The organism is Allobosea sp. NPDC055353, from assembly GCF_053644975.1.
The window spans coordinates 69452-87069 of the sequence record NZ_JBSHMC010000004.1 but is presented as its reverse complement, the minus strand read 5'-3'; the positions used below and the strand labels follow the sequence as shown (position 1 = coordinate 87069).

General features: G+C 66.3%; 16 protein-coding genes. 13 read left to right on the top strand and 3 right to left on the bottom strand.

From position 1 onward, the window contains the following. Positions 1-46 precede the first annotated feature (46 nt). The gene (locus ACWIEX_RS23495) at positions 47-1342 is read right to left on the bottom strand and encodes an ABC transporter substrate-binding protein (RefSeq protein ID WP_091860523.1); all 1296 of its coding nucleotides are present in this window, start codon (positions 1340-1342) and stop codon (positions 47-49) included. Then, positions 1314-2105 carry a FadR/GntR family transcriptional regulator gene (locus tag ACWIEX_RS23490; protein WP_142113914.1) on the bottom strand — a complete coding sequence of 264 codons (792 nt, stop codon included), beginning with the start codon at positions 2103-2105 and terminating at the stop codon, positions 1314-1316. Before ACWIEX_RS23490 ends, ACWIEX_RS23495 begins: the two co-directional genes overlap by 29 nt. Before the next feature lie 110 nt (positions 2106-2215). On the opposite strand from ACWIEX_RS23490, the gene ACWIEX_RS23485 reads away from it, so the two are divergent. The 8 genes from ACWIEX_RS23485 to ACWIEX_RS23450 all read left to right on the top strand — a co-directional run bounded on the left by ACWIEX_RS23485 (position 2216) and on the right by ACWIEX_RS23450 (position 9130). Further along, the gene (locus tag ACWIEX_RS23485) at positions 2216-3340 is read left to right on the top strand and encodes a mandelate racemase/muconate lactonizing enzyme family protein (RefSeq protein ID WP_454035338.1); all 1125 of its coding nucleotides are present in this window, start codon (positions 2216-2218) and stop codon (positions 3338-3340) included. Next, the gene (locus ACWIEX_RS23480; protein WP_454035337.1) at positions 3340-4212 is read left to right on the top strand and encodes a carbohydrate ABC transporter permease; all 873 of its coding nucleotides are present in this window, start codon (positions 3340-3342) and stop codon (positions 4210-4212) included. The genes ACWIEX_RS23485 and ACWIEX_RS23480 overlap by 1 nt, the downstream gene beginning before the upstream one ends. Beyond that, positions 4205-5047, top strand: a complete 843-nt coding sequence (locus ACWIEX_RS23475) for a carbohydrate ABC transporter permease (protein ID WP_454035336.1) — start codon at positions 4205-4207, stop codon at positions 5045-5047. Before ACWIEX_RS23480 ends, ACWIEX_RS23475 begins: the two co-directional genes overlap by 8 nt. Before the next feature lie 5 nt (positions 5048-5052). After that, positions 5053-5937, top strand: coding sequence for a DUF6772 family protein (locus ACWIEX_RS23470; RefSeq protein ID WP_454035335.1), 885 nt, complete (start codon positions 5053-5055; stop codon positions 5935-5937). Beyond that, positions 5937-6272, top strand: coding sequence for a hypothetical protein (locus ACWIEX_RS23465; RefSeq protein ID WP_454035334.1), 336 nt, complete (start codon positions 5937-5939; stop codon positions 6270-6272). The genes ACWIEX_RS23470 and ACWIEX_RS23465 overlap by 1 nt, the downstream gene beginning before the upstream one ends. Before the next feature lie 134 nt (positions 6273-6406). Then, positions 6407-7186 carry a 2-keto-4-pentenoate hydratase gene (locus ACWIEX_RS23460; RefSeq protein WP_454035333.1) on the top strand — a complete coding sequence of 260 codons (780 nt, stop codon included), beginning with the start codon at positions 6407-6409 and terminating at the stop codon, positions 7184-7186. A gap of 18 nt (positions 7187-7204) precedes the next feature. Beyond that, positions 7205-8410, top strand: coding sequence for an aminotransferase-like domain-containing protein (locus ACWIEX_RS23455; protein ID WP_454035332.1), 1206 nt, complete (start codon positions 7205-7207; stop codon positions 8408-8410). 57 nt (positions 8411-8467) lie between these two features. Next, complete coding sequence (locus ACWIEX_RS23450; RefSeq protein ID WP_454035331.1) at positions 8468-9130, top strand: RraA family protein; 663 nt, start codon at positions 8468-8470, stop codon at positions 9128-9130. Between the two features lie 123 nt (positions 9131-9253). On the opposite strand, the gene ACWIEX_RS23445 is transcribed toward ACWIEX_RS23450, so the two are convergent. Further along, positions 9254-10447 (bottom strand): pyridoxal-phosphate-dependent aminotransferase family protein, encoded by a 1194-nt coding sequence (locus tag ACWIEX_RS23445; RefSeq protein ID WP_454035330.1) that lies wholly within the window; start codon positions 10445-10447, stop codon positions 9254-9256. Positions 10448-10608: 161 nt separating this feature from the next. Here ACWIEX_RS23445 and ACWIEX_RS23440 point away from each other — a divergent pair, with 161 nt between their 5' ends. The 5 genes from ACWIEX_RS23440 (at position 10609) to ACWIEX_RS23420 (ending at position 17590) form a co-directional block, all read left to right on the top strand. Beyond that, entirely contained in the window at positions 10609-11295 is a 687-nt protein-coding gene (locus tag ACWIEX_RS23440) for a GntR family transcriptional regulator (protein WP_454035329.1), read from the top strand. 168 nt (positions 11296-11463) lie between these two features. Beyond that, complete coding sequence (locus tag ACWIEX_RS23435) at positions 11464-12444, top strand: Bug family tripartite tricarboxylate transporter substrate binding protein (RefSeq protein ID WP_454035328.1); 981 nt, start codon at positions 11464-11466, stop codon at positions 12442-12444. A gap of 175 nt (positions 12445-12619) precedes the next feature. Continuing rightward, positions 12620-13120, top strand: coding sequence for a tripartite tricarboxylate transporter TctB family protein (locus tag ACWIEX_RS23430; protein ID WP_454035327.1), 501 nt, complete (start codon positions 12620-12622; stop codon positions 13118-13120). A gap of 10 nt (positions 13121-13130) precedes the next feature. Next, the gene (locus tag ACWIEX_RS23425; protein ID WP_454035326.1) at positions 13131-14660 is read left to right on the top strand and encodes a tripartite tricarboxylate transporter permease; all 1530 of its coding nucleotides are present in this window, start codon (positions 13131-13133) and stop codon (positions 14658-14660) included. Then, positions 14657-17590 carry an FAD-binding and (Fe-S)-binding domain-containing protein gene (locus ACWIEX_RS23420; protein WP_454035325.1) on the top strand — a complete coding sequence of 978 codons (2934 nt, stop codon included), beginning with the start codon at positions 14657-14659 and terminating at the stop codon, positions 17588-17590. Before ACWIEX_RS23425 ends, ACWIEX_RS23420 begins: the two co-directional genes overlap by 4 nt. The last annotated feature ends 28 nt before the right edge of the window (positions 17591-17618 follow it).

Genomic DNA, 17618 nt, shown 5'->3' with positions numbered 1-17618 from the left:
TCCTCCGGTGCTCGTTTTCTGGCGTGGTGCGCCGCTTTCTCGATCGTCAGGCCGGCAGCAGCGGCTGTACGCGCTTGACCAGCGAGGCCATCGCCTCTTCCGGCGTCTTCATGCCGAGCACGGCGGCTTCGGCTTCTTCCTTGAACAGATCGCCGGCGCGGGCAGCCTCGTCGAAGGCCGGCATCGGGACGCGCGCGACCTTGAGCACCTTCAATTCCTCGGCGGCGTAAGGCACGGACCCGGCGAAGCCCTGATCGGCATAGGTCGAGGCGCGGACCGGGCCGTTGCCATTGAGCGCGGCCTTCAGCGTCGCTTCCTTGGAGGTCATCGCCTTGATGAAGCTCCAGGCGAGGTCCTTGCGCTTGGCGTTCTTCGGGATGACCATGCCCCAGAACTCGACCTTGGCCGGGGCTGCTGCATATTTGCCAGCCAGCGTCTTCGAGGCTGGGACGGCGATCGTCTTGATCTTGCCGGGAAATTTCGACTTCTGCGGGTCGTTGTAGATGCGGTTTCGGCCCATGCTCTGCAGGCTCATCGCGGCGCGGCCCTGCTGCATCCAGACATTGACGTCCTCGGGCGAGAGCGTCGCGAAATTGCGCGGGAAGGCGTTGGCCTGGAAGAGCTCGCGCAAGGTGCGGATCGCGTTCAGCATCGGCGGCTGGTCGGCGACGCATTTGAAATCGGGCGTGATGAAATCGCCGTCCCAGGCGCGGGCGAGATCGATCACGTTGGGATAGGTCGCGCCCGGCGTGCACAACCCGACGACCTGCGTGCCGTCGGCGCGGCGATAGCTGCAGGCCTTGGCGATCTCGATCATCTCCTCGATCGTCGCGGGCGGCTTGGAGAAGCCCTTCTCGGCCAGGATCTCCTCATTGTAGTGCAGGCCGGAGGAGGCGTGGCGGAACGGGATCGCGAGCTGCTTGCCACCGACCTTCATGCCCTCGATCAGGCCGGGGAAGATATCGGCGATGTCCTCGACCGGGTCCTTCTTCAGATAGTCGTCGAGCGGCTCGAACAGGGTCGCAGCGCGCGGCACGACCTGGGTGTTGACGACGAAGCCGACATCGACGGAGGTCTCGCCGAGGCTCGCTTCGCGGAACAGGCGCTCCTGCAGCGGCCCGGTGTCGAAGGTCGTCCACTGGACGGTGACGCCGTTCTTCTGCGCCCAGTCCTTCGTGATGTCGCCGCCCTGCGCGCCGGTCGCGACCGTCTGCATGACGCGATGGGTGAAGACGTTGAAAGGCCCGCTCTGCGCCTGCGCCGTGTGACCCAGCCCGGCAAAGCTCAGCCCGAGGATACCGGCGCCGAACTGCCTACGGTCGAGTGTCGCCCCTTGACTCATGATGATCCTCCCTATGGCTCGCGAGTTCCGCGATGGCGGCTTCTGCCGCTTCGAAATGCTTGTTCATGGCGGCGGAAGCCGCGGCGGCATCGCCCGCGCGGATGGCGTCCACGACAAGGACATGGCGCTTGAACGTGCGCTGCCAGTCCTCGGGGCCGCGCGCCTCGCGCGAGTTGAAAATCTCCATCACCTCGCGGATGACGGGGCGCAGGCCGCGGAGCTGGAAATCGAGCAGGCGGTTGCCAGAGGAGGCTGCGACCGCTTCGTGGAAATCGAGATCGGCCTCGATCCAGAGCGGCACGTGACCCAGCGCATCCTCCATCCGGGCGAGGATGAGATCGAGCTTCTCGATATCCTCGTCCGTACGCCGTTCGGCGCTGTGCGCCGCGATCGGCGGCTCCAGGATGCGGCGCAGTTCGACGGCTTCGGTCAGGCCGTTGGCACGGCCGCGCACGGCGAAACGATAGAACCGGTCGAGCGGCGCGGCATCGAGCGCCTGCACCCGCGTCGGCTTGCCCTGCTGGATATGGACGACGCCCATGGCCGCGAGCTGGCGGATGGCCTCGCGTGCGATCGGCTTGCTGACGCCGAAGGAGGCGGCGATGCGCGCTTCCGAGGGCAGGAAATCGCCCGGCTTCAAACGCCCCTCATGGATCGCCTGCGTGATGCGCTGGATCACGGCATCGCCGAGACGCATCGGCACGACATCGCCGCCCGCGAACGGGTCGTCGGCATCCAGCACGGAACGGGCGATATCGCTCATCAATTTCCTCCGGCGGGGATCATTGACAGATGCCGCGTTCCTTGGCAACTGTTCAACCTATCAGATAAGCAAGTGTCGTTCAGCGACGCGCCTCGGGAGGGCCATGCCGCATGTCGGCCAGCCGCATCGCCAGAATCGACGTCCATCCGCTGCGGGCGACGCTGCCCAAGGTCCAGCGGACCTCGCAGGGCGACTATCCCGCGATCGAGATCGTCGTCGTCGAGGTCGAGACCGCGGACGGCACGATCGGCTTCGGCGAGGGATTGTGCCGGCGCGGCGCGGCCGGCTATGCGCGCTTCATCGAGGACGCATTTGTGCCGCGCCTGATCGGGCGCGATGCTGCCGACCGCCGCGCGCTGTGGAAGGCGATGCGCGCCGCGCTCTCGGGGCGTCCGGGCGGGCAGGTCGTCGAGGCCATCGCGGCCGTCGATATCGCGCTCTGGGATATCGCCGGCAAGCAGGCGGGGCAGCCGGTCCACAAGCTGCTCGGCGGCATGGGGCGCATGGAGGTCGCGGCCTATGCCTCCTCGATCAACTGGCTCGACGACGCCACGGTCGAGGCCGAGGTGGCGGCGGCGCTGGAGGCCGGCTTCCGCGAAATCAAGGTCAAGCTCGGCCATCCCCTGCGTGATGCCATCGCCCGCGCAAAGCTGATCCGCCGGCTCGCCGGCGACGAGATCGCGCTCTATGTCGATGCGAACTGGGCCTATGACGTCGACGACGCGATGATCGTCGGCCGCGCGCTGGCCGATCTCGGCTACGGCTTCTTCGAGGAGCCGATCGCGCCGCATGACCGTGAAGGCTATCGCCGCCTCGCCCAGCATCTGCCGATCCGGCTCGCGGCCGGCGAGAGCGATTTCGTCGCGGGCGAGGCGCTGACCATGCTGCAGGATCGCTCGCTCGGGCTGATCCAGCCGGACGTCACCCGCTCCGGCGGCATTACCGAAACCTGGCGCATCGCCGAGCTCGCCGCGACCTTCAACACGGCCTATGCGCCGCATGTCGGCTGGTCGGGCGCGATCTGCGTTGCCGCGAGCCTGCAGCTCGCCGCAGCGGCGGAGAGCTTCCGTACCTTCGAGTGCATGGTCTACGAGAACCCGCTGCGCGACGCCTTCACGCGCCCGCTCGTCGGCGAGGGCTCGCAGCTCGTCGACGGCAAGCTCGCGATCCCGCAGGGGCCGGGCTTGGGCATCGAGATCGACCGCGAGGCGCTGAAGCGCTTCAGGATCGCCTGATGAGCGCCCGTACGCCCCTCTCCGCGATCGCGCTGGTCACGCCGGTCCAGATGATGATCGGCGGCATCATCTTCCTGCCGGCGCTCTATGTCTTCTGGCTGAGCCTCAACCAGTCTTCCTTCGGACAGGCGGCAACGTTCGTCGGCCTTGCCAATTACGCCAAGGTACTGAGCGATCCGTATTTCTGGAAGGCGCTGCTCAATACGGTGATCGTCGTCGCCGTCGTGGTGCATGTCGAACTGCTGATCGGGCTCGGCATGGCCTTGTTCTTCGCCTCCGGCGTGCCGTTGCGCGCTCTGCTGCTCGCGATCGTGCTCGCGCCCTATGCTGTCAGCGAAGTCTCGGCGGTGGTGATGTGGCGCTACCTGTTCGAGCCCGATGTCGGGATGATGAGCCGGCTGCTGATGACGCTGGGCCTGCCGCCGATCGAATGGGCGGTGAACCCCAGCCATGGCCTCGCCATGGTCAGCTTGCTCTCGATCTGGCTGCACCTGCCGTTCTCGTTCATCATCCTCTACGCGGCACGGCTCTCGATCCCCAGCGACCTCTATGAGGCCGCCTCGATCGACGGCGCCTCGGCCTGGACGTCGTTCCGCCGCATCACGCTGCCGCTGCTGATGCCGGCGCTGCTGATCGCGGCCCTGTTCCGCTACATCTTCGCCTTCCGGCTGTTCTCGGAGGTCTGGCTGATGACCGGCGGCGGGCCGGCGCGCTCGACCGAGGTGATGGCGGTCTATCTCTATCTCGAGGCCTTCCGCTACAACGCCTTCGGCTCCGCCGCCGCCACCGGCTGGCTGCTGGTGCTCGCCTCGCTCCTGCTCGCGCTGTTCTACCTGCGCCGGCTCTACAAGGAGATGTTCGCGCGTGCCTAAGCTCTCCCTGTCCAAGCTCCTGCGCCATCTCCTGAAGCTCATCGGCGTTCTCGCGGTCGTCGCCTGGTCGCTGGTGCCGATCGGGTTGATCGCGATGTCCTCCTTCAAGGCCGACCGCGACATCTTCTCGACCACCGGCACATTCTCCTTCGCGCCGACGCTGGCGAACTACCAGGCGCTGTGGAGCCGCTGGGGCGATTTCTTCTTCGGCCTGTGGAACAGCTTCCTCGTCACGGTCGGTGCGACCGTGCTGGCCGTCGGTGTCTCCCTGCTCGCCGGCTTCGCCTATTCGCGCTTCGCCTCGAAGGGCCTGCAGGCCTCGGCCTTCTTCCTGATCTTCATCCGCCTGATCCCGCCGATCGTGATCACGCTGCCGCTCTTCCCGGTGGTGAACTGGCTTGGCCTCAACGACACGCATTTCGTGCTGATCGTGCTCTACGCCACCTTCTTCGTCTCGCTGGGCACGGTGGTGATGCGCACCTTCATCGACCAGATCCCGCGCGAACTCGACGAGGCCGCGATGATGGATGGCGCCTCGCAGTTCCAGATCATCATGCGCGTGATCCTGCCGATGGCGGCACAGGGCATGCTGGCGGTCTCGGTCTTCGTCATCGTCTACGCCTGGAACGAGTTCCTCTTCGCCTTCATCTTCACCACGACCAAGGCCAAGACCGCGCCGCTGGTGATCTCCGAGATGATCGGCGCCGTCGAGGGCGTCGAATGGGGCGTGCTCTTCGCGGCCTCCACCGTGCAGCTCGTGCCGGTGCTCGCCTTCGTCATCCTCATGCAGAAGCATCTCGTGGCGGGGCTCACCGCCGGCGCGGTGAAAGGGTAATCGCCATGACCCAACTCGACGACCTCAGACGCGCGATCCGCGAAAGCGACCCGCAACTCAGTCGCTTCGACCCGCTGCCGCGCATCATCTGCCTCGACGATTTCGACCGCGGCATGTGCGGCTGGACCCAGCTCGTCGGCAATTACGAGGACACGCTGGACGCGATGCTGCCGGGCTATGCCCAGCACAGCCATGCCATGCTCTCGACCCTGCCGAACTGGGATTTCGGCTCGCATGGCGGCGTCGACGGCTCCTATGCGCTGAAGATCGCGACCCGGCCGAGGAAGGGCGCGCAGAATGTCGCGATCAAGCGACTGACCTTCCGCAAGGCCGGGCCGATCCGGCTGGAGGCCTATTTCACCTTCAAGCCGGAGGCGACGGAGCTCGCGCTCTCGGAGACCGATATCCGCTCCTTCGGCTTCCTCTATGATCTCCAGATCGGCGATACCTCTGGGCCGGGCGATCGGGTGATGCCGCACCTGCGCTTCCTCAACGCGCAGGACGGGCAGCACATCCAGAAATGGCAGTTCAAGCGCAAGACGACGCCGATCAAGCCGATCGGCACCGCCGGCAAGACGATCACGCATTACCACCTCGCTCCCGATGACTGGGAGGATCTGCCGGGCGGCGAGCAGCGGCTTTGCTACAACGAGATCCCGACCAAGGTGAACTGGCATTATCTGCGCTTCGATTTCGACCTTGCCGCGATGCAGGCGACACGGTTTCAGGTCAATGACCGGGTCTTCGCCATGGATGGTTATGACTGCATCCGCATCCCCGCGATGAAGAACCTGTGGTGCATGCTGAACCTCGCCTTCTTCGCGGAGACGGATACCGACAAGCGCGCCTTCGCCTATCTCGACTCCGTTTGCCTGTCGGGGGATTTCTGATGCTGCCCGAGAACCTCACCGCCGTCGTCGCCCGCAACGAAAGCTGGACGGCTGAAAGCGCGACCGAGCCTTACGAGGCCGGTTGGGCGAAGGAGGCGATCGTCTTCGTGCGCGCGCTGAAGGCGCCGACCGGCCCGTTGCCGAAAGCGCGGATCGAGATCTCGGCCGATGGCCTGCACTGGTGCGCCGAAGGCTCGGAATTCGACCTGCCGGCCGCGAGGGACGCCGTCACCTTCCAGCGGGTGAGCCATTTCGGCAATTTCCTGCGCGTCGCCGCGTCGCTGCCCGATGGCGCCGAGATCACCGTGCTGGTGACGTTTCACCTGAAGGCGTGATCCGCCGATAGGGCCATGGCCGGACGCGGCCGTGGCCGATGCGCCGGATGCGCGAGAGCGCATGCCCGTTCCGCCGATCCGGCTCTTGCCGTTTCCGGGAAACCAGCCTCCCTTGCGGGCGGGAGGACTGGACGATGGATAGGAACCGCTTGGCCGCACGGCTGATCGACGAGCATGACCGCAACGAAAAATTCCGATCCTTCGCCGCGGCGAATGGCATCGCCTCGCTCGACGATTCCTATGCCGTGCAGGAGCGCTATGTCTCGCTGCTGAAGCCGCGCTGCGGCGCTGCCGTCGGCTACAAGATCGGCCTGACCTCGCAGCGCATGCAGGCGATGTGCGGCATTCCCCATCCGATCGCCGGCGTCGTGCTGGCCGACCGGCTGCACCATTCCGGCGCGCGCCTCGCCATTGCCGATTATGGCCGCATGGGCCTCGAATTCGAGATCGCGGTGCGCATGGCCAGTGACCTGCCCGTCGGCGGCCCGGCCTGGACCCCGGAGAACATCGCCGCCCATGTCGCCGGCGTCTGCGCCGCGATCGAGATCGTCGACGACCGGGCCGCCGATTATGCCGAGCTCGACGTGCTTTCGCTGGTCGCCGACAATTCCTGGAACGGCGGCGTGATCCTGTCGACATTCTGCAGCGACTGGCCGGCGCTGGACGCGGTCTCGGGAACGATCAGCCATAATGGGACGGAGATCGATCGCGGCTATGGCCGCGACGCGCTGGGCCATCCCTTTGCGCCGCTCGCCTGGCTCGCCAATGCGCTGGCCGCGAAGGGGCAGAGCCTGCGCGCCGGCGAGATCGTGATGACCGGCAGCCTCGTCACCACCCGCTTCCCGACCGAGAGCGAAACCTATCGCTTCGAACTCGAAGGCGTCGGCGCCGTCGAGCTCAACGTCACCGCCTGAGTGCCGGAGCGTACGATCATGACGTCTCGCCTCGCTGCCCGGATGGACCGGGTCAAGCCCTCCGCCATCCGCGAGCTCCTGCGTCTCGGTGCCGATCCCAGCGTGATCTCCTTCGGCGGCGGCTATCCCGACGCCTCGCTGTTTCCGATCGCGGGGCTGGACGAGGTCTTCCGCAAGACGCTCGCCGAAAACGGGCAGGAGGCGCTGCAATACACCGTCCCGAACGGCATGCCGCTGCTCCGCCGCCAGATCGCCGAGCGGATGACGCGCGACGGGGTGCCCTGCACGACGGACGAGGTGCTGATCCTCCAAGGTGGCCAGCAGGGGCTCGATCTCGTCGCCAAGATGCTGGTCGACAAGGACGACATCATCGTGGTCGAGGATCCGACCTTCCTCGGCGCGCTGATCGCCTTCAACCCCTGCGAACCGCGCTATGTCACGGTCGGCATGGACGAGGACGGCATGGATGTCGAGGCGCTCGACGCGGCCCTCAAGGCCAATCCTGGCGCGAAGTTCATCTATACCGTCCCGGATTTCCACAATCCGACCGGCGTCACCATGAGCCTGGAGCGGCGCAAGCGGCTGGTCGAGATCGCAAACGCCCGTGACATCATCATTCTCGAGGATTCGCCCTATCGCGAGATCCGCTTCGAAGGCGAGCGCATCCCGCCGATCAAGAGCTTCGATACCGAGGGCCGGGTGATCTATCTCGGCAGCTTCTCGAAGATCCTGGCGCCGGGGCTCCGGCTCGGCTGGGCTGTCGCCTCGGCCGAATTGATCGAGCAGCTCGGCTTGCTCAAACTCGCCGCCGATACGCAGACGAGCACGCTCAACATGGCGGTCGCCTCGCGCTTCCTCGCGGAATACGACATCGACGCGCATATCGCGACGATCCGCAGCGCCTACCGTCACAAGAAGAACCTGATGCTGGACACGATCCGGCGGAGCTTCCCGCAGGAGATCGCCTGCACCGATGCGAGCGGCGGGCTCTTCACCTGGCTGACCTTCCCGGAAGGCTTCGACGCGGCTGCGTTCATGCTCGACCATGCGCTGCCGGAGGCCCGCGTCGCCTATGTGCCCGGCGCGACCTTCTTCGCCCTCGACCAGCGGCCGAATCATGCCCGGATGAGCTACTCGACTCAGACGGACGAGCGGCTGGTCGCCGGCATCACAGCGCTCGGCAACGTCCTGAAAAGCCGTATGGGGTCGCGGATTCGCGGCTGACGCAAACCCTGCCGATCGACACAAGTGCGCCGTGCTGCGACCGATGAGGATCCGATCATGCCCGTGACCATCCACCCCGTTCCGAAAAGCGACCTGACACAGGCCGAGATCGAGCGCTGGCGGGCGATACCCGTCGCGGTCGCTGTCGATCTCGGCCGCAATCTCAATCAGATCGATCCTGCCATCCGTCCCCTGATGCCGCCCGGTCAGCAGCCGCGCCTGTTCGGGCGCGCGGTGACCGCGTTCTGCGAGGCGCCGGATTTCGGCTCGGTCGTGCGAGCGATGGACATCATCGGCCCCGGCGACGTCCTCGTCATCGCCGCGGCAGGACATGGCGAAAGTGCGATGATCGGGGAAATCCTGGGCGGGCATATCCGCCGCAAGGGCGCTGTCGGCATCGTCTGCGACGGGGCGATCCGTGATGTCGGAATGCTCGCGAGCTGGACCGATTTCTCGGTCTTCGCGCGTTCGGTGACGCCACGCGGCCCGTCCTCGGCCGAGCGCGGCGAGATCAACCGGCCGGTGACGATCGGCGGCGCGATCGTCTCGCCTGGAGACCTCCTGATCGGCGACGACGACGGGCTGGTCGCGCTGACGCCGGCAACGATCCGCGCCCGCATCGCCGATGCCGAAGCGCGGCTGGTGCTGGAGGCGAAATGGGAAGCGGCCCTGACGGCCGGGGAGACCGCCGAGGCCGTCTTCGGGTTGAAAGCGCCGTAGGGTCGGGCCGTCCGACAGGACGCGCGATGGCCCAGTGCTTGCTTGATTGTCCCGGAAGCGGGCCGTCATCCCGGACAAGCAAGCCCGGGATGACGGCGTGGTTTCGTATAAAATCAGCAGCCTCTAGGCGACGGCCGCGACCGCTGTTTCGTTGGCCTTGTCCTGCCCTTCGAAGCTCGCCATCGCCGCGGCGACGCCGCCGCTGCGATGCGGCACGCCGGCGGCCGAGAGGCCAAGCTCGACGCCCGACAGCGCGCCGAGCAGGCTGAGTTCGTTGCATTCGCCGAGATGGCCGATGCGGAAGACCTTGCCGGCGACCTTGCCGAGGCCGGAGCCGAGCGAGATGTTGTATTTCTCCAGCGCGATCTTGCGGAAGCGGTCGGCGTCATGGCTGGGTGGCATCAGCACGGCGGTCAGGACCGGCGAATATTCGTCCGGGTTCTGGCAGAGCACTTCGAGCCCCCATGCCTTGACGGCGGCGCGGCAGGCCGCGGCAAGGCGCTGGTGGCGGGTGAAGACGTTGGCGAGCCCTTCCTCCTGCAGCATCGCGAGCGCTTCCTTGAGGCCGTAGAGCAGGTTCGTCGCGGGCGTGTAGGGGAAGAATCCGCTGGCGTTGATCTTCACCATCTCCTGCCAGTCCCAGTAGGAACGTGGCAGCTTGTTGGTCTTCGATGCCGCGAGCGCCTTTTCGGAGACGGCGTTGAAGCCCAGGCCGGGCGGCAGCATCAGACCCTTCTGCGAGCCGGAGACGGTGACGTCGACCTGCCATTCGTCGTGTCGGTAATCGACCGAGGCGAGCGAGGAGATCGTGTCGACCATGAACAGGGCGGGGTGGCCGGCGGCGTCGATGGCCTTGCGGATTTCGGCGACACGACTGGTTGCGCCGGTCGAGGTCTCGTTATGGACGACCATCACCGCCTTGATCTTATGGGCCTTGTCCTCGGCGAGCCTGGCCTCGATCGCGGCGGGATCGGCGCCATGGCGCCAATCGCCGGGTATGAAGTCGACCTCGATGCCGAAGCGCGTGGCGATCTGCTTCCAAAGCGTGGCGAAATGCCCGGTCTCGGCCATCAGCACGGTATCGCCGGGGGAGAGCGTGTTGGTGATCGCGGCTTCCCAGGCGCCGGTGCCGGAGGAGGGGTAGATCACGACCGGCTGGCTGGTCTTGAAGACGGCCTTGGAGCCTTCGAGGACCTCCTTGCCGAGCGCACCGAACTCGGCGCTGCGGTGGTCGATGATCGGCATCGCGATCGCGCGCAGGATGCGGTCAGGGATCGGGCTCGGGCCGGGAATATGTAGGAAATGACGACCCTGCATGACGTTGTATCCTCCCTTCAGCGGATGTTGCGCCGCTGCTTGATCTCATTTTGCATTCATTTTTTGTAAGATCAAGCTTATCATGTAATTCAGATGGGCGAGGGGCGGGGCTCGACAGTCGATGTAAGCGAGCTTAGCTGGAGGCCATGAGCGAGATAAGCATGAATGCACATGAGGGGCGGAGTCGCGAGGCTGTGGAGGCTGCCAGGTCGTCGGGGACGCTTCACGGCGAGTTGCTGGCGGCGCTGCGCGATTTCATCGTCGAGGGGCATCTGGAGGATGGTGTGCGCATCCCCGAGCGCGCGCTGTGCGAGCGCTTCAGCATTTCGCGGACGCCGCTGCGCGAGGCGCTGAAGGTTCTTGCTGCGGAAGGGTTGATCGAGCTGCTTCCCAATCGCGGCGCGCGCGTGCGCGAGCTGAGCGCGGCTGATCTGCGCGAGCTTTTCGATGTCATGGGCGGCCTGGAATCCCTGGCCGGGCGCCTGGCCTGCGAGCGCATAACCGATGCTGAAATCGCCGAGATCGAGCGGGTTCACCATGAAATGTACCATTTCTACCTGCGCCGGGACGTGCACGGCTATTTCCGCTGCAACCAGGCCATCCACCAGATGATCGTGGCGGCTGCGGGCAACACGCTGCTGGCATCGACCTATGCGGGCTTGGCCGGCCGCATCCGGCGCGTCCGTTATGCCGCCAACCTGGCGAAGGACCGCGACAGGCTGAGCGAGGCGATGCGCGAGCATGAGGCGATCCTGGACGCGCTGCGTCGGCGCGCGGGCAGCGAGTTGAGCGACATCCTGTTTCTGCATCTCAGGAACAAGCTGAAGGCGGCCCAGCCTTCGGTCTGAGCGCAGGCTGTCTCCGATTTGATGGGCCTGCGATCGCAAGGCCGAGGGCAAGGCGGGGTGTTTCGTCCTCAATTCGACAGGTTTGATCTTTTAGATTGAATGCAAAATTTTTTGGTCTAGGGTCGCTCCCATGGCGCCGTCAGAGCGCGATGAAGGGAGAGAAAGACCATGAAGCAGCATTGGCTCGCCGCTACCCTGTCGCTCGGTGCCATCGCGCCAGCCGCCGCCTGGGAGCCGACGAAACCGATCGAGATCGTCGTGCCGTTCTCGGCAGGCGGCGCCTCCGACCAGATGGCGCGCACGATCCAGGGCATCATCCAGAAGCAGCAGTTCACCAAGCAGCCGATCATCGTCGTCAACAAGCCGGCGGCCGGCGGTGCCGAGGGCATGCTCGACATCCAGAAATCGGCCGGCGATCCCCACAAGCTGATCACCACCTCGAGCGGTATCTTCATGACGCCGATGGCGACCAAGCTTGCGCTGAACTGGACCGATTACACTCCGGTCGCCATGCTGGCGCAGGATTCCTTCCTGCTCTGGGTCAACGCCAAAGCGCCCTACAAGAACGCCGGCGACCTGATGGCGGCGGCCAAGAGCGCCAATCCAGCGATGAAGATCGGCGGGACCTCCTCCAAGCGTGAGGACAACCTTCTCGTCTTCGCCATGGAGAAGCAGGGCGGCACCAAGTTCGCCTACATCCCCTACACCTCCGGCGGCCAGGCCTCGACGCAGTTGTCGGGCGGGCATGTCGAGGCCACCACCAACAACCCGGCCGAGGATCTCGCCAACTGGCGCGGCGGCGCCACGCGGCCGCTCTGCGTCTTCGCCGAGCAGAAGATGACCTACACCGAGAAGGTCGCGGACGGACAGTCCTGGGCGGATATCCCGACCTGCGCCTCGCAGGGGCTGAATGTCAGCTACCAGATGCTGCGCGGCATGTTCATGCCCGGCAAGGTCAGCAAGGAGCAGCAAGCCTTCTATGTCGACCTGTTCAAGAAGGTCTCCGAGACATCGGAGTGGAAAGAGTATCTCGCCCGCAATGCGCTGGCGGCGGACTATCGCGACGGTGAAGCCTTCGTTTCCTTCCTGAAGGCGGACGAGGCGAAGCACGAGAAGCTGATGACCGAAGCCGGCTTCATGGCGAAGTGAACGGGTGACCGTTGCCGGGGTGCCTCGTCATCCCGGGCGAGCAAAGGGAGACCCGGGATCCATTCCGGAATGTTCAGGAATGGATCCCGGATCGGCGCCGCTAAGCCTGTCCCTGGGCCGACCGAAGGTCGGACCCGAGGGCGGCTTGTCCGGGATGACGCGCGAGGAACGGTGAATGACGCAGCCAGTTGAAGCTGAACCCCGGGAACCCGGCATCTCGCGTCGGCCGGTCGAAATCGCCACGGCGCTGCTGCTGATCGGCCTCGCCGGCATCGTGCTCTACGACTCGCATGGCCGTGGCGCCGGCTGGGATGGCGGCCCGCAGAACGGCTTCTTCCCGGCCCGCGTCGGCTGGATCTTTCTTGCCGCCTCGCTCTTCATCCTCTGGCAGTCCTTCCGCCGGCCGGATGCGGTCTTTGTCACCTATGAGCAACTGCGCCAGGTCGTCAGGGTGCTGGGACCGCTCGTTCTGTTCGTGGCACTGATCCAGCCGCTTGGAATCTATGTCGCCTCGGCTGTCTTCATCGTCGCCTTCATGGCGGTGGTCGGGACGTCGCGCTGGTGGTCGATCGGGCTGACGGCGCTCATCGTACCGATCGCCTGCTTCTGGATTTTCGAACTGCAGTTCCGCGTGCCCCTGCCAAAGGGTCCGCTGGAAGCCATGCTCGGCTATTGAAGGGTCACCGATGGACGATTTCTCCTCGCTCATCGCCGGCTTCCAGGTCGCGCTCTCCTGGCACAATATCGGTTTCATGGCGGTCGGCGTCATCCTCGGCATCATCGTCGGGGTGCTGCCTGGCCTCGGTGGACCGAACGGCGTGGCGATCCTCTTGCCGCTGACCTTCGGCATGGACCCGACCTCGGCGATCATCCTCTTGTCGTCGATCTACTGGGGCGCTCTGTTCGGTGGGGCGATCACCTCGATCCTGTTCAACATCCCCGGCGAGGCCTGGTCGGTCGCGACCACCTTCGACGGCTACCCGATGGCGGTGCAGGGCAAAGCGGCGGAAGCGCTGACGGCAGCCTTCACCGCCTCGTTCATCGGGGCGCTTTCCGGCGTGGTGCTGATCACCTTCGTCGCGCCGCTGGTGGCCCAGTTCGCGCTGAGATTCGGCCCGGCCGAGTTCTTCGCGGTCTTCCTTCTGACCTTCTGCTCGTTCATCGGCATGGGCCGGGAGAACCGCGCCAAGATCATCGCCTCGCTCTGCATCGGCTTCCTGCTGGCGGCGGTCGGCCTCGATTCGATCTCGGGCGACCTGCGCATGACCTTCGGCTCGACCGAACTGATGCGTGGCTTCGACTTCCTGATCGTCGTGATCGGCCTGTTCGGCGTCAGCGAGATCCTGCTGACGGTCGAGGACGGGCTGGTGTTCAAGGGCAAGCAGGCCAAGATCGACCTGATGGTGGTGCTGCGGACCTGGGCTGGCCTGCCACGCTACTGGGCGACGCTGCTGCGCTCCGCGGTCGTCGGCATGTGGATGGGCGTGACTCCGGGCGGCGCTATCGCGGCCTCCTTCATGGGCTATGGCCTGGCCAAGCGCTTCTCGAAGCGCGGCAAGAATTTCGGCAAGGGCGAGATCGAGGGCGTGCTCGCCCCCGAGACCGCCGCGCATGCCGCCGGTACCAGCGCGCTGCTGCCAATGCTGGCGCTCGGCATTCCCGGCTCGGCGACGGCTGCCGTCCTGCTCGGGGGCCTGCTGGTCTGGGGGTTGCAGCCCGGGCCGATGCTGTTCGTCGAGCAGAAGGACTTCGTCTGGGGCCTGATCGCCTCGATGTATCTCGGCAATATCGCCGGACTCGTCATCGTGCTCGCCACGGTGCCGCTCTTCGCCGCGATCATGCGGATTCCGTTTTCCTTCGTCGCGCCGGTGATCCTGATCGTCTGTGCCATCGGTGCCTACACGATCTCGAACTCGATCTTCGACATCTGGCTGATGCTGATCTTCGGCGTCGTCGGCTATCTCTTCAAGAAGCTCGACTATCCGCTCGCCCCGATGATCCTGGCACTGGTGCTGGGGGATCGCGCCGAGGACGCCTTCCGCCAGGCACTGCTCGGCTCGGGTGGCTCGCTCGGCATCTTCTGGGCGAACGGGCTGGTCACGACGCTCGTCATCCTCGCCTTGCTGCTGCTCTGCTGGGGTCCGGCCAGCGATGCCATCGCCGCACTGCGCGGCCGCGGCCGGACCGACCCTGAGACCGCCGAGGCCACACGATGACGCAGGCCGCGCTGTCGCGCCCGCATAGCCGCAATCTCGGCTTCGAACGTAAACTGTCGCAGGCGCTGGAAGGGGAGGTCCGCTTCGACGCCTTCACCCGCGGGCGTTACGCCACCGATGCCTCGATCTACCAGATCGTGCCGCAGGGCGTGGCCTTTCCGAAGAGCGAGGCCGATATCGCGGCGGCGCTGACGATCGCGGCCGAGCACGGTGTGCCGGTGATCGCGCGCGGCGGCGGCACCTCGCAGAACGGCCAGCCGATCGGTGATGCGCTGATCCTCGACATGAGCCGGCATTTTCGCGACATCAGGGACTACGACCCGGCGGCACGCACGATCTCGGTCGCGCCCGGCATCGTCCTGGAACGGCTCAACGCGCATGTGAAGAAGGACGGCCTGTTCTTCCCGGTGGAGCCCTCGACGGCGAGCCGCTGCACGATCGGCGGCATGACCGGCAACAACTCGTCGGGTGCGCGCTCGCTGCGCTACGGCAAGATGGTCGACAACGTGGTCGCGCTCAAGGCGCTGTTCCATGACGGCGAGCCATTCGCGCTGGGCGAGGGCGCCGTGCGCGACAACGCTTCGCCGCGGGCGCGCGACCTGATGACGGGGATGCTGGCGCTGGCCGGAGAGCATCGCGAGGCGATCGAGGCGATCTTCCCGAAGGTGCAGCGGCGGGTCGGCGGCTATAATCTCGACGAGCTGATCGCACCGCAGCCGAACCTGTCGCATCTGCTCGTGGGCTCGGAAGGCACGCTCGCCATCACCACGGAGGCGACGCTCAAGCTCTCAGCCCTGCCGCAGCACCGCGTCATGGGCGTCTGCCATTTCCCGAATTTCCGCGCCGCGATGGAGACGACGCAGCATATCGTCGCGCTCGGGCCGGTCGCGGTCGAGCTCGTCGACAACAATGTGCTGGTGCTCGGCGCCGACATCCCGCTCTTCGTCCGCACGCTCGCCGACATCACCAGGGGCCAGCCGAACTGCCTGCTGCTGGTCGAGTTCGCCGGCGACGATCTCGCCGATCTCAAGCGGGACCTGAAGCGGCTCGACCAGTGCATGGCCGATTTCGGCTTCCCCGATGCGGTGGTGGAGGTGGTCGAGCCGGCCCGGCAGAAGCCGGTCTGGGACGTGCGCGAAGCCTGCCTCAACATCATGATGTCGATGAAGGGCGACGGGAAACCGGTCTCCTTCATCGAGGATTGCGCGGTACCCCTCGAGCACCTCGCCGATTACACCGATGCGGTGACGGCCCTGTTCGAGAAGCACGGCACGCGCGGCACCTGGTATGCCCATGCCTCGGTCGGCTGCCTGCATGTGCGGCCGATCCTGAACATGAAGACGGAAACGGGCGTCAAGGCGATGCGCGGCATCGCCGAGGAGGCCTGCGAGCTCGTCCGCCGCTTCAAGGGCTCGTTCTCGGGCGAGCATGGCGACGGCATCTCGCGCTCGGATTTCGTCGAGCCGATGTTCGGGGCGCCGCTGACACGCGCCTTCGAGGCGGTCAAGGACGGGTTCGATCCCGACAACAGGCTGAACCCCGGCAAGATCGTCCGGCCCTATCATATGGATGACCGCAGCCTGATGCGCTTCGCGCCGGGCTATGCCACGCCGGTCCCCGCACAAACGGCGCTCGACTGGTCCGACTGGGGCGGGCTCGGCGGTGCGGTCGAGATGTGCAACAACAACGGCACCTGCCGGAAGATGACCGGCGGGACGATGTGCCCGTCCTGGCGCGCGACGCAGGATGAACAGCATGTCACCCGCGGCCGGGCCAACACGCTCCGGCTCGCGATCTCCGGCCAGCTCGGCCCGGATGCCTTCACCGCGCCGGAGATGAAGGAGACGCTCGATCTCTGCGTGTCCTGCAAGGGCTGCAAGCGCGACTGCCCGACCGGCGTCGACATGTCCCGGATGAAGGTCGAGTTCCTGCATCACTACCACGCGAAGCACGGCCTGCCGCTGAAGGAGCGCCTGATCGCCTTCCTGCCGCGCTATGCGCCTGTCGCTGCCGCGCTCGCGCCCTTGATGAACCTGCGCGACCGCATCCCGCTCCTGGCGAAGCTGAGCGAACGCTGGCTCGGCTTCTCGGCGCGGCGCTCGCTCCCGGTCTGGCGCAAGCCCTGGCGCGAGGCGGTTGCCGCAGCGGATGCCGCGGCGGTTCAGGGCGATGGCCGCGACATCGTGCTCTTCGGCGACACCTTCAACCGCTATTTCGAGCGCGAGAACCTGGAGGCGGCCGAGCGCGTGCTCAAGGCCGGCGGCTACCGCCTGCATCGCGTCGAAGCCGCCGGTGGCGGGCGGCCGCTCTGCTGCGGGCGCACCTTCCTCTCGGCCGGGCTGGTCGAGGAAGCCCGGGCCGAGGCAAGGCGGACGCTCGATGCGCTCGCGCCCTTCGTTGCGAAGGGCGCACGCATCGTCGGGCTCGAACCCTCCTGCCTGATGAGTTTTCGCGACGAGTTCGCGGCTCTCCTGCCCAAGGCCGAAGTCGCGCCGCTGGCGAAGGCCGCGCTGCTGATCGAGGAATTGCTGGCGGCCGACATGGCGGCGGGCAAGACGACGCTCCCGCTCGGCGATCAGGGCGGACGCATCGCGCATCTGCACGGACACTGCCACCAGAAGGCGTTCGACGCGATGGGGGCGGTCGAGAAGACGCTGCGGGCCGTGCCGGGCCTCGATGTGCGCCCGATCGAGTCGAGCTGCTGCGGCATGTCCGGCGCCTTCGGCTATGGCGCGGCGACGATCGACGTCTCGCTGGCGATGGGCGAGCTCTCGCTCCTGCCGGCGGTGCGCAAGGCCGGCGCCGACGATCTCGTGGTGGCCGACGGCACGAGCTGCCGCCACCAGATCCATGACGGCGCGCAGCGCGAGGCCGTGCATGTCGTGCGGGTGCTGGCCTCGGCGCTTCAGTCGCAGAGCGCGATGCGCTGAAGCCCGCCCTGTGGCCCGCCGATCAGCT

Excerpts from the sequence above, each read along its gene's own strand:
- ACWIEX_RS23495 (WP_091860523.1), bottom strand. The coding sequence starts at position 1,342 with ATGAGTCAAGGGGCGACACTCGACCGTAGGCAGTTCGGCGCCGGTATC.
- ACWIEX_RS23490 (WP_142113914.1), bottom strand. The coding sequence starts at position 2,105 with ATGAGCGATATCGCCCGTTCCGTGCTGGATGCCGACGACCCGTTCGCG.
- ACWIEX_RS23485 (WP_454035338.1), top strand. The coding sequence starts at position 2,216 with ATGTCGGCCAGCCGCATCGCCAGAATCGACGTCCATCCGCTGCGGGCG.
- ACWIEX_RS23480 (WP_454035337.1), top strand. The coding sequence starts at position 3,340 with ATGAGCGCCCGTACGCCCCTCTCCGCGATCGCGCTGGTCACGCCGGTC.
- ACWIEX_RS23470 (WP_454035335.1), top strand. The coding sequence starts at position 5,053 with ATGACCCAACTCGACGACCTCAGACGCGCGATCCGCGAAAGCGACCCG.
- ACWIEX_RS23465 (WP_454035334.1), top strand. The coding sequence starts at position 5,937 with ATGCTGCCCGAGAACCTCACCGCCGTCGTCGCCCGCAACGAAAGCTGG.
- ACWIEX_RS23460 (WP_454035333.1), top strand. The coding sequence starts at position 6,407 with ATGGATAGGAACCGCTTGGCCGCACGGCTGATCGACGAGCATGACCGC.
- ACWIEX_RS23455 (WP_454035332.1), top strand. The coding sequence starts at position 7,205 with ATGACGTCTCGCCTCGCTGCCCGGATGGACCGGGTCAAGCCCTCCGCC.
- ACWIEX_RS23450 (WP_454035331.1), top strand. The coding sequence starts at position 8,468 with ATGCCCGTGACCATCCACCCCGTTCCGAAAAGCGACCTGACACAGGCC.
- ACWIEX_RS23445 (WP_454035330.1), bottom strand. The coding sequence starts at position 10,447 with ATGCAGGGTCGTCATTTCCTACATATTCCCGGCCCGAGCCCGATCCCT.
- ACWIEX_RS23440 (WP_454035329.1), top strand. The coding sequence starts at position 10,609 with ATGAATGCACATGAGGGGCGGAGTCGCGAGGCTGTGGAGGCTGCCAGG.
- ACWIEX_RS23435 (WP_454035328.1), top strand. The coding sequence starts at position 11,464 with ATGAAGCAGCATTGGCTCGCCGCTACCCTGTCGCTCGGTGCCATCGCG.
- ACWIEX_RS23430 (WP_454035327.1), top strand. The coding sequence starts at position 12,620 with ATGACGCAGCCAGTTGAAGCTGAACCCCGGGAACCCGGCATCTCGCGT.
- ACWIEX_RS23425 (WP_454035326.1), top strand. The coding sequence starts at position 13,131 with ATGGACGATTTCTCCTCGCTCATCGCCGGCTTCCAGGTCGCGCTCTCC.
- ACWIEX_RS23420 (WP_454035325.1), top strand. The coding sequence starts at position 14,657 with ATGACGCAGGCCGCGCTGTCGCGCCCGCATAGCCGCAATCTCGGCTTC.